The sequence below is a fragment of the Pseudomonas sp. WS 5010 genome, assembly GCF_012985565.1.
Lineage (GTDB): Bacteria > Pseudomonadota > Gammaproteobacteria > Pseudomonadales > Pseudomonadaceae > Aquipseudomonas.
Genome location: NZ_JAAQWQ010000001.1, coordinates 311,637 through 324,018, shown reverse-complemented (window position 1 = coordinate 324,018; position 12,382 = coordinate 311,637). Strand labels below are relative to the sequence as shown.

Below are 12,382 nucleotides of genomic sequence, written 5' to 3'. Positions count from 1 at the left end.
ACAATTTGCTGACTGGCGCCTATTATGAGGCTGACAGTTGCGCTGTGAAGCGATAATAATTGAACACTCTTATCAATATTTTTGAAGGCAATGCCCATGTGGTCCGAATACTCCCTGGACGTGGTGGATGCCGTGGCCCGTCACGGCAGCTTTAGCGCCGCCGCCCAGGAACTGCACCGCGTACCCTCGGCCATCAGCTACACCGTACGGCAAATCGAAGAGTGGTTGGCGGTGCCGTTGTTTATCCGTCGCCACCGGGATGTGGAACTGACCCCCGCCGGCCGCCTGTTTATCGACGAGGCCCGTGGCGTGATGAAAACCATGCTGGGCACCCGCCGACTGTGCCAGCAAGTGGCCAATGGCTGGAGCGGCCAGCTGAAAGTGGCGGTGGATTCCATCGTCAAACAGCAACGCTGCCGGCAACTGGTGCTGGATTTCTATCGCCAGTTCCCGGAAGTGGAACTGCTGCTGGAGTACGAGGTGTACAACGGTGTGTGGGATGCCTTGGCAGACGAGCGCACCGATATTGTGATCGGCGCCACCAGCGCGGTGCCGGTGGCCAGCCACTTCACGTTTCGCGACATGGGCTTGTTGAACTGGCTGTGCGTGGTCAGCGCCCGGCATCCGCTGGCACAGGTCGAGGGTTTGCTCAGCGACGATCAATTGCGGCCCTTTGCGTCGCTGTGCATGACCGACACCTCACGCAACCTGCCCAAGCGCGACACCTGGACCCTGGATAACCAGCGACGCCTGGTGGTCCCCAACTGGGCCTCAGCCATGGATTGCCTGCAGGACGGGCTGTGCGTGGGCATGGTCCCGGCGCACCTGGTGCAGCCATTGATCGACAGCGGCGAACTGGCCGCCCTGGAACTGTCCCGGCCCTTCCCGGCCAGCCCATCCTGCGTGGCCTGGGCCCAGGACAAACTGTCACCGGCCATGGCCTGGCTCCTGGACTACCTGGGGGATAGCCAGACCATGAACCAGGAGTGGCTCAACGGGCCCGTTTCACAGTAACCGAGCGATGCCCCGCACAATCATCTCCACTTCCTTGCTATCCAGGGTCAGGGGCGGCAACAGGCGAATAACCTTGCCCCGCGTGACATTGAGTAACAATCCCTGTTCGCGTGCGGCCCGTTCGGCCAGGTCGCGCTGCGGCGTGGCCAGTTCAATGCCGATCATCAGTCCGCGCCCACGGATCGCCAGCACCTGCGGATGTTCGCTCAATTCCACCCGCAGCCGCGCCAGGAGGCGCTCGCCCTGACGCGCGGCGTTCTCCAGCAGGCCTTGTTCCTCGATGATATCCAGCACCGTACAGCCCACGCGACACGCCAGCGGATTACCGCCAAAGGTGCTGCCATGGCTGCCGGGGGTGAAGAGTTTGGCCACCGAGGCACGGGCCAGGCAGGCGCCAATCGGAATACCGTTGCCCAGACCTTTGGCCAGGGTCATGACTTCCGGGACAATGCCCTCCTGCTGGAAAGCAAACCATGTGCCGGTCCGGCCAATGCCAGTCTGGATCTCATCGAGCATCAATAACCAACCGTGCTGGCTGCAGTGGGCGCGCAAGGCCTGCAGATAACCCGGCGGGGCCAGTTGCACGCCACTTTCGCCCTGGATCGGTTCCAGCAATACAGCCACTATCCTGGGCCCGAACTCACGGGTCACCGCGTCCAGTGCCGCCAGGTCGCCAAAGCCGACCTTGATGAAATCTCCCGGCAAGCGCTGGAACCCCAGGCGCACCGATGGCCCGTCGCTGGCGGCCATGGTGCCCAGGGTGCGGCCGTGGAAGGCGTTCTCCATGACCACCACCAGCGGCTGCTCGATGCCTTTCTTCCAGCCATGCAGACGCGCCAGTTTCAGCGCGGTTTCATTGGCTTCGGCGCCGGAGTTGTTGAAGAACGCCTGGTCCAGGCCGGATAGCCGGGCCAAGCGTTGGGCCAGGCGCTGCTGCCAGTCGATGCCATACAAGTTGGAGGTATGCAACAGCAAGCCGGCCTGCTCGCTGATTGCCGCCGCCAGTCGCGGATGGGAGTGACCGACATTGGTCACGGCGACACCGGCCACGGCATCCAGGTACTCACGACCCTGCTGGTCCCACAGGCGGGTGCCCAGGCCACGGGTGAAGCTCAGGGGCAAGGGTTGATAGGTGTTCATCAGGCAAGCGGCGGTCATGGCATCGGGCTCCATCGTAGTCAGGGCCTCAGTATCGTTAGCCACTCAAGCTGGATAAACTGCGCAGATCTGCAATGACTTTAAACCAAGGCTTGATAATGGACCTGTTCCAGGCAATGACCGTCTACGTCAAAGTGGTGGAGACCGGCAGCATGACCGCAGCGGCCCAGGCGTGCGGCCTGTCGACCACCATGGTCGGCAACCACCTACGCGCCCTGGAGCAACGCCTCGGCGTCAGCCTGCTCAAGCGCACTACCCGCAAGCAAAGCCTGACCGAGTTCGGCGGCCTTTATTACCAGCGCTGCCTGGAGGTGCTGGGGTTGGTGGCCAACTCCGAGCAGTTGGCTGAACAGATCCACAGCGAGGCGCCACAAGGGCTGCTGCGCATCACCGCGCCGCCCGCGTTCGGTGCAGAGCGCCTGGCACCGGCGCTCAGCGAGTTCTCCCGGCGCTACCCGCAGATCCAGCTGTACGTGGTACTGAGCAATCAAGCGATGGATCTGATCGACAGCGGCTTCGACGTCGCAATCCGCCTGGGAGAGCTGCAGCCTTCCAGCCTGATCGCCCGGCCCTTGCAGGACTACACCATGACCCTGTGCGCGTCGCCGGATTACCTGGCCCGCCGGGGTACGCCGCAGCAGCCCATGGATTTGCAGGAGCATGACTGCCTGGCATTCGCCTACCCATCGACCGATGACTGGCGCAACGCCGACAAACTCTGGCGCCTGCGGGGGGCAGCAGGTGAAGTCGAAGTCGCCGTATCCGGGCCCATGACCATCAACAGCTCCCAGGCCCTGCACCGCGCGGCCGTCGAAGGCATGGGCATCGTGATGCTGCCCGACGCGCTGGTTGGCGCCGACCTGCAGGCCGGCCGGCTGGTGGCGCTACTGCCAGGCTATCAGTCACCCTCGCGCTCGATGCACCTCTTATATGCACAGGATCGCTATCGCCTGCCCAAGCTGCGGGCCTTCGTCGACTTTGCGATCGAACAATGGGCGCGCTAGAAACTCACTCCCAGGGCCTGTAGCTCACGACGGGTCTGCGCGGGTGATACGTGATGAATACCGTGCCAGCCCAGGGCGCTGGCGGCATGGGCGTTTTCGGCCACATCGTCGATAAACACCAGCTCCTCGGGCTGGATATCCGGCAGATGGGCGCACACCTGGTCGAGGCTGGCATGGTAGATCGCCGGGTCAGGCTTGATTAGCTTTACCTCGCCGGACACCACGATATTGCGAAAGTGTTTCAGGAAGGGATAGTTGGCGCGGGCGTAGGGGAAGGTTTCTGCGGACCAGTTGGTCAGGCCGAACAGCGGCACTTTGGCCTCATGCAAGTCTTCGAGAATCGCCACGCCGTCGGCGAGCGAGCCGCGCAGCATTTCATGCCAGCGGTCGTAGTAGGCCCGGATCAGCGCCTCATGTTGCGGGTGTTTGGCAATCAGGCTGTGGGTGCCTTCAGCCAGGGTGCGTCCAGCGTCCTGTTCGGTATTCCAGGCCTGGGTGCAGATGTTCTCGAGGAACCATTGGCGCTCCTCGTCACCGGTAATCAGTTTGCGGTACAGATGCTGCGGGCTCCAATCGAACAGGACACCGCCAAAGTCAAAAACTACTGCACGAATCGTCATGAAGATCCTCCGTTAGCCGAGTGTGATAACGGACGCAGTCTGGCACACCGAGGTCAAGAAGGGGCAAGCAAGGAAAGGTAGGACGGTTCCTAAATGTGAGCTTTTGTAGGAGCCGGCTTGCCGGCGAAAAACCCGAGAACGCCACGGGGCGCCAAGCACCTCGCGTAATCGTTGACGATTTTCGCCGGCAAGCCGGCTCCTACAAGGGGTTAAGCCTGGACCAGACCTTCGATCTTCACGGTCGGATTGACGTCAGCGTCGTAATCCACGCCATCAATCTCGAAACCGAACAGGCGCAGGAACTCTGCCTTGTAGCCGGCAAAATCGCTGATCTCGTTGACGTTGTCATCGGTCACCTGGTTCCACAGCGCCGCCACGGCGTCCTGGACTTTCGGTTCCAGCTCAGCCAGGTCAGCACGCAGGCGGCCATCGGCATCAAGCTTCGGCTCGCTGCCGTACAGGCTGTCCTTGAACAGGCCGTAGACCTGCTCGATGCAGCCTTCGTGGGTGCCCTGCTCTTTCATCACCTTGAACAGCAGCGACAGGTACAGCGGCATGATCGGGATCGCCGAGCTGGCCTGGGTAACCACGGCCTTGAGCACCGAGACACGGGCATCGCCCTTGAGTGCGGCGAGGTTGTCGCGCAGGGTCAGGACTTTCTTGTCGAGGTCTTTCTTGGCCTCGCCGATGGAGCCGTTCCAGTAGATATCCTGGGTGAGCTTTTCGCCCAGGTAGGTGAACGCGGTGGTCTTGGCGCCTTCGGCCAGCACGTCGGCGTCACGCAGGGCGTCGATCCACAGCTGCCAGTCTTCGCCGCCCATCACTTTGACGGTGCCGTCGATTTCTTCCTGGGTTGCCGGCTCCAGCGTGGTGTCGACCACAACGCCCTTGTCGGTGTTGATCCCGCGCAGGGTCACGGCCTTGCCGATCGGCTTGAGGGTGGAGTTGTGCACCACGCCCTGCGGGTCGGTACGGCGTGGCGCGGCCAGGCTGTAGACCACCAGGTCGATCTTGCCCAGGTCTTTCTTGATGGTTTCGATGGTCAGGCGCTTGATCTCGTCAGAGAACGCATCGCCATTGATGCTCTTGGCGTACAGGCCTTTTTGTGCAGCAAACTTGTGGAAAGCGGCGCTGTTGTACCAGCCGGCAGAGCTGAGCTTGCCTTCCTCGCCTTCTTTTTCAAAAAACACACCAAGGGTGTCGGCGCCACAACCAAAAGCGGCACTGATACGCGCAGCCAGGCCGTAACCGGTGGACGCACCGAGCACCAGGACTTTCTTCGGGCCGCCTTCGATGGCACCGTGCTGGGTCACGTAGTCGATCTGCTCTTTGACGTTCGCTTCGCAGCCAACAGGGTGGGCGGTCACACAGATAAAGCCACGAACCCGCGGTTTGATGATCATAAAATTTCTGCCTCTTCCAAGGTGCCGATGGCCAATGGTGGCCATTACGGCGTCAATCGTACTGGTCTATGACGTCCGAAAAACCGAAGCGTCACGATAGTCGCAATTCTTCTGTTCGCAAAATCCAATCCACACTGGCCAAAGGCACTATATTTTTCCGACAAGGGCGTGAATTCAGCAAATTCTGCGGCATGATGAGGCAGAGCGGAGTTTGCGTCCTGCCTGTAGGGCAGGGAAAATGCCCGTCCTGTGCGACCGTATTCGGCGCTCGTCATCCTCATGCCACTGGCTGTTCAGCGCCCGGTGGCTGCGCTTTCAGGGAATAAGAATGCCTCAACGCCAAGTCATCAATGCCTCCGTCAGCCCCAAGGGCAGTCTCGAAACGCTGTCGCAACGTGAAGTCCAGCAACTGAGCGAAGCCGGTTCCGGCAGCATCTATACGCTGTTTCGCCAGTGCGCCCTGGCAATTCTCAACACCGGCGCCCATATCGACAATGCCAAGACCATCCTCGACGCCTACAAGGACTTTGAAGTACGCATCCATCAACAGGATCGCGGCGTGCGCCTGGAACTGTTGAACGCGCCCGCCGACGCGTTCGTGGATGGCGAAATGATCGCCAGCACCCGGGAAATGCTGTTCAGCGCCCTGCGCGACATCGTCTACACCGAAAACGAGCTCGATAGCCAACGCATCGACCTGAGCACCTCCCAGGGCATCACCGACTACGTGTTCCACCTGTTGCGCAACGCGCGTACGCTGCGCCCGGGTGTCGAGCCGAAGATCGTGGTGTGCTGGGGCGGACACTCGATCAATACCGAAGAATACAAATACACCAAGAAAGTCGGGCACGAACTGGGCCTGCGCAGCCTCGATGTGTGCACCGGTTGCGGCCCTGGCGTGATGAAAGGCCCGATGAAGGGCGCGACTATTTCCCACGCCAAGCAACGCATCACCGGCGGGCGCTACCTGGGCCTCACTGAGCCTGGCATCATCGCCGCCGAAGCGCCGAACCCGATCGTCAACGAACTGGTGATCCTGCCGGATATCGAAAAACGCCTGGAGGCCTTTGTGCGTGTCGGCCACGGCATCATTATCTTCCCGGGCGGCGCCGGTACGGCCGAAGAATTCCTGTACCTGCTGGGCATCCTCATGCACCCGGACAACCGTGACGTGCCCTTCCCGGTCATCCTCACCGGGCCAAAACAGGCAGCGCCGTACCTGCAACAGTTGCATGCGTTTGTCGGCGCGACCCTGGGTGAGGCGGCCCAGGCCCACTACCAGATCATCATTGATGACCCCGCCGAAGTCGCCCGGCAGATGACCGCGGGCCTCAAGTCCGTCAAACAGTTCCGCCGCGAGCGCAACGATGCCTTCCACTTCAACTGGCTGCTGAAGATCGACGAAGGCTTCCAGCGCCCGTTCGACCCGACCCACGCCAACATGGCCAGCCTGCAACTGAGCCATGCCCTGCCGCCCCATGAACTGGCGGCCAACCTGCGTCGGGCGTTCTCGGGGATTGTGGCGGGTAACGTCAAGGACAAGGGCATCCGCCTGATCGAACAGAACGGCCCGTACGAGATCCACGGCGACCCGAGCATCATGAAGCCGCTGGATGAACTGTTGAAGGCGTTTGTGGAGCAACACCGGATGAAACTGCCCGGTGGCGCGGCGTATGTGCCGTGCTATCGCGTGGTGCAGTAAGGCACATCGCCAGATCATAGGTTGGATTGCTTTAGGGCTGTCTGATGGGTGTCGAGGGTATGAAGGCGGACTAGGGTTTTACCTATTCAGACCAGCGACACCTACCATAGCGTCCAGGACCTCAAGGGCCTGATTCGCAAACCCGCCACGGCCGTCAGCATTGAACAGGTGAGCCAGGCAGTCGCCGCGCAGGGAGCAAAAGCGCGATGATTGGCCAAGATACCTTGGCGTTGCTGCAACGGACCTGCTTTGGTAAAACCTGTGTTCCACCGCCCTTATTAGAGACTGCCCAACGTGCGCACGCTTCTGCTCGCTGCCCTGCTCCTGACACCCACCCTCGCCCTGGCAGAAACCATCGCCTGGCCGGACCTTCCAGAGACCTGTTTCGTCAGCGGCCGTTCTGCCACCAACGACGATGTCGACAATGGCTGTGCGGCGTTTCTGATCAATGTGAAAGGCAAGGCGGCAGGCACGCCCATCAAGCTGGATATCCCCCAATACGCCATGCACGTCGAAGCAGTTACAGGCAAGGAGACGCCGGTGATCATCATCCAGGCGGAAGAGAACGGCGAGATCAAGGCGGTTGGGTACAAGGAGCTAGGTACCGAACAATTGGGGGCGGCACTGCTCAAGGAAGTGCGGCTGCTGGGAACGAAAAAGCCGGGCTAAAGCCAGCCCAGTTGCGCTCCAATAAAGCTCCACAATCAAAAAACCCGCTGACCGTTACCGGTTCAGCGGGTTTTTAACTGTCGATTCAATCCTGTCTCAGGACTGTGTCGACCGCTTACAGCGCGATGTCAGCCGCCGGCTTGCTCGGCTCGGCCGCAGGCTTGGCAGCCTCGGTCGCCTGTGGGGCAGCCATTTGCGGAATGGCTGGCGGAGGCGTCAGTTGCAGAACCTTGGCAGTGTAGGCCCATTCTTGCGCAACGCGCTCAGGGCTGCCGTTCAGCTTGGTGCCATAGCTCGGCACGATCTGCTTCAGCTTTTCCTGCCAGGCCGGAGTAGCGACCTTGTCCTTGAACACTTTTTCCAGCACGGTCAGCATGATCGGCGCTGCAGTGGACGCACCTGGCGATGCACCCAACAGGCCGGCGATGGTGTTGTCGGCGGAGCTGACCACTTCGGTACCGAGTTTCAGGACGCCGCCCTGCTCTTCGTCACGCTTGATGATCTGCACACGCTGACCGGCTTGCCACAGGCGCCAGTCTTCTTTCTTGGCGTTCGGGAAGTACTCTTGCAGCGCCTTGAAGCGGTCGTCATCGGACTGCATCAGTTGGCCAGCGAGGTACTCGACCAGTGGGTATTCACGAATACCGACTTTGGTCATTGGCCAGATGTTGTGGGTGGTGGTGCTGGTCAGCAGGTCCAGGTACGAGCCTTCTTTGAGGAACTTGGTGGAGAAGGTCGCGAATGGGCCAAACAGGATCACGCGCTTGCCATCCAGCACGCGGGTGTCCAGGTGCGGTACCGACATCGGTGGCGCGCCAACCGAAGCTTTACCGTAGGCCTTGGCCAGGTGCTGTTCGGCAATCGTTGGGTTCTCGGTCACCAGGAACGAGCCACCCACCGGGAAGCCTGCGTATTCCTTGGCTTCAGGAATGCCCGACTTCTGCAACAAGTGCAGGGCACCGCCGCCCGCGCCGATGAATACGAACTTGGCGTCGGTCTCGGTCTTGCTGCCATCTTTCAGGTTTTTGTAGCTGACACGCCACGAACCGTCGGCGTTCTTGGTGATGTCCTGCACTTCGCTCGACAGTTTCAGGTCGAACTTGGGCGTGGTCTGCAGGTGAGCGACGAACTGGCGGGTGATCTCGCCGAAGTTCACGTCAGTACCGATTGGTGTCCAGGTCGCGGCGATTTTCTGGTTCGGGTCACGCCCTTCCATCATCAGCGGAACCCACTTCTTGATCTGTACCGGATCTTCGGAGTATTCCATGCCAGCAAACAGCGGGCTCGCCTGCAGCGCTTCGTAACGTTTTTTCAGGAACTTGATGTTGTCATCGCCCCACACAAAGCTCATGTGCGGAGTGGAGTTGATGAACGAACGCGGGTTCTTCAGAACGCCTTGCTGAACCTGCCACGACCAGAACTGGCGGGAGATCTGGAACGCTTCGTTGATCTCGACCGCTTTCGGGATCTCAACGGTGCCGTCCTTGTTTTCCGGGGTGTAGTTCAGCTCAGCCAGCGCCGAGTGACCGGTACCGGCGTTGTTCCAACCATTGGAGCTTTCTTCGGCGACGCCATCCAGGCGCTCGACCATCTCCATCGACCAATCCGGCTGCAGCTCATTGAGCCATACACCCAGGGTCGCACTCATGATGCCGCCGCCGATCAGCAGCACATCGACTTTCTTTGCCTCTTCCGCCTGGACGGAAGTAATCCCCATCGACAAAGCCAGACCCAGCAGGGCAGTGTTCACTTTTTTAAACATCGTAGCACCTATGATAAAACGCCTTCCGCCCTACCGCCCTCGACCTTCCGGCAACCGTGGTGCGCCAAACATCAGGCAACGTCTGGCGGGTTCCCGTACTCGCAAGTACTGCAGGGTGGGCACACAAGGCCGACGTATCGACCTCACTTTTATGTCCCTTCTGCGCTGACTTCTTATCATTATTGGCTTCAGCTACCTCGGCGACAGCTACCCTGCCGGTACGCATTCGGGAGTGCGTACCAGAGAGAGAATAGACCAAGATGGCGCGCAGAATATCATGCTCCGGCGGGATCGGGCGTCTGTTCTGGACTTGACGGTCGTGTTGGCAACAGGCTCAGCGCCACCTCGACAGACTGGCGAAGACGCTCAGGTGTAACGCCATCCCTCGCCTGGATGGAAATACCGTGCAAAAAGGTCGCATAAAAGTCCCCCAGTGCCTGCACGTCGGCACCCGCGCCAAGCTCGCCGCTTTCCTGCCCGCGCTGCAACCTGTCGATAATCGACTGGGTACGTTGCAGGCGGTGCTCGCGCAGCCATTGCTGAACTTCGGCGCCGTCCGGGCTGGTACTGCTTGCGGCACTCACCACCAGGCAGCCGCCGGGCCGACCCGATTGCGTGTAAGTGCTGATGGCATCGTCCAGCATGCCCCTGATCGCGCTTTTCAGGTCTGCCTGCGCCAGCGCATAGTCGGCAAAACCACCCTCGCCGCTTTCATATAACGCCACCGCCTCACGGAACAGCGCCTGCTTGCTGCCAAAAGCGGCGTAAATCCTCGCCGAGGCAATGCCCAGCGCCTCAACCAGCGCCGACATGCTGGTGCCCTCGTACCCTTGCTCCCAGAACAACAACATGGCGCGCTGCAATGCCGCTTCCCTATCAAATTCGCGCGGACGTCCGGCCATTAATTGCTTACCTGTGGGTGTGATTTCATCACTTTAACCCATATCGAGTTGACGGTAATGAATGGACGGGCCTATTCTTTGTCAATCAACAAACAATAGGAACACATGATGCGTACACTTAAAGGACCCAGTTTGCACCTGGCACAATTCAGTGCCGCCGAGCCGCCTTTCAACAACCTGGAGAACATCGCTCAGTGGGCCAAGGCGCAAGGTTTCAAGGCGCTGCAGATTCCGGCCTGGGACAGCCGACTCTTCAATATCGAACTGGCCGCGCAAAGCCAGGCGTACTGCGATGACATCAAGGGCATGCTCGGCGACCACGGCCTGCAGATCAGTGAATTGACCAGCCATATTTTTGGCCAACTGGTGGCGGTGCATCCTGCCTACGACGCGTTGTGGGACGCATCCATTCCAGCACCGCTGCGGGGCAAACCACAGGCCCGTACCGAATGGGCGATCGAACGCATGAAATGGACCATCACGGCCTCGCAACGGCTTGGCCTTGAAGACCTGGGCACGTTTTCCGGCTCCCTCGCCTGGCCCTATCTGTTCCCCTTCCCGCAACGCCCGGAAGGTCTTATCGATGCCGCATTCGATGAGCTGGCCCGACGCTGGCGACCGCTGCTGGACCTTGCCGACGAGCAAGGCGTCAACCTCTGCTACGAAATCCACCCCAGCGAGGACCTCCACGACGGCACCAGTTTCGAGCGTTTCTACGAACGGGTTGACCAGCATCCGCGCTGTCGGATCCTGTTCGACCCCAGCCACTTCGTGCTGCAACAACTGGACTACTTGAGCTACCTCGACATTTACCAGTCGTTCATCCGCATGTTTCATGTCAAGGACGCCGAGTTCAACGCCACCGGCCGCCAAGGTATCTACGGTGGCTACAGCGACTGGGCCAACCGTGCCGGGCGTTTTCGCTCACTGGGTGATGGCCAGGTGGATTTCAAAGGCATTTTCTCCAAACTCGCCCAATACGACTATCCGGGCTGGGCCACGCTGGAATGGGAGTGCTGCTTGAAAAACCAGGAGGACGGAGCCCGCGAAGGCGTCGAGTTCATCAATCGACATATCATTAAAGTCACCGACCGGGCCTTTGACGACTTCGCCGGTGCGCCGGTCGATCAGCGGCAGATCCAGGCCATGCTCGGCCTTCAGCACGAGGCACGACCATGAACGCTCGCACCGCCCTATCCCTCGATACCAGTGACGATTTCACACACCAATACGTGCGAATCGACGGCAAGAAAATCCACTGCGTCATGGCCGGCGCCGGGCAACCGGTGTTGCTGGTCCCGGGCTGGCCACAAACCTGGTACGCCTTCCGGCATATCATGCAAGCCCTGGCAATTCAGGGCTTCCAGGCCATTGCCGTCGACCCGCCAGGCCTGGGCAACTCAGACCGTCCTGCACTGGGCTTCGACACCGGCAATATTGCCGACGTGCTCCATCGGACGATGCTGGGGCTCGGCATCCCGCGCTATCACCTGGTCGGGCACGATGTCGGCATGTGGATCGGCTATGCGCTGGCAAGTGACCAGCCACACGCCGTGCGCACACTGACCGTAACCGAAGCCGTCATACCCGGCCTGGCCCCACCGCCGCCGATTTTTGTTGCGCCGGAACAAAACATCTTCCTGTGGCACTTCCTCTTCAACCAGATCCAGGACCTGCCCGAAGCCCTCACCACCGGGCGGGAGGAAACGTACCTCAACTTTATGTTCGACCGCTGGTCATTTCACCGCGACTCCGTTGCGTCCGACGTCTACATTCGCGCCTATTCGACACCCGGTGGCTTGCGCGCAGGGTTCGACTATTACCGCGCGATTCCCGAAACCATCCGGCAAAACACCGAGCGCGCTACCCGCATGCTGGAAATGCCGGTACTGGCCATCGGCGCCGAACATGCCACTAACGACGCCCCCCTGGTGACGCTCCAGGGGCACGCAACCGACCTGCGCGGGGCGATCGTCGCCGATTGCGGGCATTTTGTGATGGAGGAGGCACCGCAGGCATTCGTGGAGCATCTGCTTGGTTTTCTGCAGGCGCATCCTGAAAGCTAAAGGCTCAGGCCAGAGGAGTGACGGAACAACCTTGGGCGTGCTGGAATCAGGAAAGTCGATGGGAATCATCAAGTTTTCATGG

11 protein-coding genes and 1 pseudogene are annotated in these 12,382 nt (G+C 60.5%); 7 read left to right on the top strand and 5 right to left on the bottom strand.

Annotated elements, in window-relative coordinates; translation table 11 throughout:
• Positions 1-96 precede the first annotated feature (96 nt).
• Complete coding sequence (gene punR, locus HBO11_RS01400; RefSeq protein ID WP_169953328.1) at positions 97-1,014, top strand: DNA-binding transcriptional activator PunR; 918 nt, start codon at positions 97-99, stop codon at positions 1,012-1,014.
• Here the strand turns inward: punR and HBO11_RS01395 are convergent.
• Positions 1,006-2,172: an aspartate aminotransferase family protein gene (locus HBO11_RS01395; protein WP_169953327.1), complete on the bottom strand. Its 1,167-nt coding sequence runs from the start codon at positions 2,170-2,172 to the stop codon at positions 1,006-1,008. The genes punR and HBO11_RS01395 overlap by 9 nt on opposite strands.
• A 98-nt stretch (positions 2,173-2,270) precedes the next feature.
• Between HBO11_RS01395 and HBO11_RS01390 the strand changes: the two genes are divergently transcribed.
• The gene (locus HBO11_RS01390) at positions 2,271-3,176 is read left to right on the top strand and encodes a LysR family transcriptional regulator (protein WP_169953533.1); all 906 of its coding nucleotides are present in this window, start codon (positions 2,271-2,273) and stop codon (positions 3,174-3,176) included.
• On the opposite strand, the gene HBO11_RS01385 is transcribed toward HBO11_RS01390, so the two are convergent.
• Positions 3,173-3,796, bottom strand: coding sequence for an HAD family phosphatase (locus HBO11_RS01385; protein WP_169953326.1), 624 nt, complete (start codon positions 3,794-3,796; stop codon positions 3,173-3,175). The two genes, HBO11_RS01390 and HBO11_RS01385, sit on opposite strands and share 4 nt — an antisense overlap.
• Before the next feature lie 209 nt (positions 3,797-4,005).
• On the bottom strand, positions 4,006-5,199 hold the full coding sequence (gene fabV / locus HBO11_RS01380; protein WP_169954153.1) for an enoyl-ACP reductase FabV: 1,194 nt from the start codon (positions 5,197-5,199) through the stop codon (positions 4,006-4,008).
• Positions 5,200-5,527: 328 nt separating this feature from the next.
• On the opposite strand from fabV, the gene ppnN reads away from it, so the two are divergent.
• From ppnN to HBO11_RS01370, 3 genes and pseudogenes are all read left to right on the top strand, one after another.
• Complete coding sequence (gene ppnN, locus HBO11_RS01375; protein ID WP_169954154.1) at positions 5,528-6,901, top strand: nucleotide 5'-monophosphate nucleosidase PpnN; 1,374 nt, start codon at positions 5,528-5,530, stop codon at positions 6,899-6,901.
• Between the two features lie 111 nt (positions 6,902-7,012).
• A pseudogene (locus HBO11_RS28530) lies at positions 7,013-7,111 on the top strand (AbrB family transcriptional regulator); the annotation flags it as partial.
• A gap of 84 nt (positions 7,112-7,195) precedes the next feature.
• Positions 7,196-7,570, top strand: a complete 375-nt coding sequence (locus tag HBO11_RS01370; RefSeq protein WP_169954155.1) for a hypothetical protein — start codon at positions 7,196-7,198, stop codon at positions 7,568-7,570.
• Positions 7,571-7,685: 115 nt separating this feature from the next.
• On the opposite strand, the gene mqo is transcribed toward HBO11_RS01370, so the two are convergent.
• Positions 7,686-9,332, bottom strand: a complete 1,647-nt coding sequence (gene mqo, locus HBO11_RS01365; RefSeq protein ID WP_169954289.1) for a malate dehydrogenase (quinone) — start codon at positions 9,330-9,332, stop codon at positions 7,686-7,688.
• Between the two features lie 275 nt (positions 9,333-9,607).
• Positions 9,608-10,234 carry a TetR/AcrR family transcriptional regulator gene (locus HBO11_RS01360; protein WP_169954157.1) on the bottom strand — a complete coding sequence of 209 codons (627 nt, stop codon included), beginning with the start codon at positions 10,232-10,234 and terminating at the stop codon, positions 9,608-9,610.
• A gap of 108 nt (positions 10,235-10,342) precedes the next feature.
• Between HBO11_RS01360 and HBO11_RS01355 the strand changes: the two genes are divergently transcribed.
• Together HBO11_RS01355 and HBO11_RS01350 are read left to right on the top strand one after the other, a co-directional pair.
• Positions 10,343-11,413 (top strand): sugar phosphate isomerase/epimerase family protein, encoded by a 1,071-nt coding sequence (locus HBO11_RS01355; RefSeq protein ID WP_169954158.1) that lies wholly within the window; start codon positions 10,343-10,345, stop codon positions 11,411-11,413.
• Positions 11,410-12,300, top strand: a complete 891-nt coding sequence (locus HBO11_RS01350; RefSeq protein WP_169954159.1) for an alpha/beta hydrolase — start codon at positions 11,410-11,412, stop codon at positions 12,298-12,300. The genes HBO11_RS01355 and HBO11_RS01350 overlap by 4 nt, the downstream gene beginning before the upstream one ends.
• The last annotated feature ends 82 nt before the right edge of the window (positions 12,301-12,382 follow it).

Excerpts from the sequence above, each read along its gene's own strand:
- HBO11_RS01390 (WP_169953533.1), top strand. The coding sequence starts at position 2,271 with ATGGACCTGTTCCAGGCAATGACCGTCTACGTCAAAGTGGTGGAGACC.
- fabV (WP_169954153.1), bottom strand. The coding sequence starts at position 5,199 with ATGATCATCAAACCGCGGGTTCGTGGCTTTATCTGTGTGACCGCCCAC.
- mqo (WP_169954289.1), bottom strand. The coding sequence starts at position 9,332 with ATGTTTAAAAAAGTGAACACTGCCCTGCTGGGTCTGGCTTTGTCGATG.
- punR (WP_169953328.1), top strand. The coding sequence starts at position 97 with ATGTGGTCCGAATACTCCCTGGACGTGGTGGATGCCGTGGCCCGTCAC.
- HBO11_RS01360 (WP_169954157.1), bottom strand. The coding sequence starts at position 10,234 with ATGGCCGGACGTCCGCGCGAATTTGATAGGGAAGCGGCATTGCAGCGC.
- HBO11_RS01395 (WP_169953327.1), bottom strand. The coding sequence starts at position 2,172 with ATGACCGCCGCTTGCCTGATGAACACCTATCAACCCTTGCCCCTGAGC.
- HBO11_RS01385 (WP_169953326.1), bottom strand. The coding sequence starts at position 3,796 with ATGACGATTCGTGCAGTAGTTTTTGACTTTGGCGGTGTCCTGTTCGAT.
- HBO11_RS01355 (WP_169954158.1), top strand. The coding sequence starts at position 10,343 with ATGCGTACACTTAAAGGACCCAGTTTGCACCTGGCACAATTCAGTGCC.
- HBO11_RS01350 (WP_169954159.1), top strand. The coding sequence starts at position 11,410 with ATGAACGCTCGCACCGCCCTATCCCTCGATACCAGTGACGATTTCACA.
- ppnN (WP_169954154.1), top strand. The coding sequence starts at position 5,528 with ATGCCTCAACGCCAAGTCATCAATGCCTCCGTCAGCCCCAAGGGCAGT.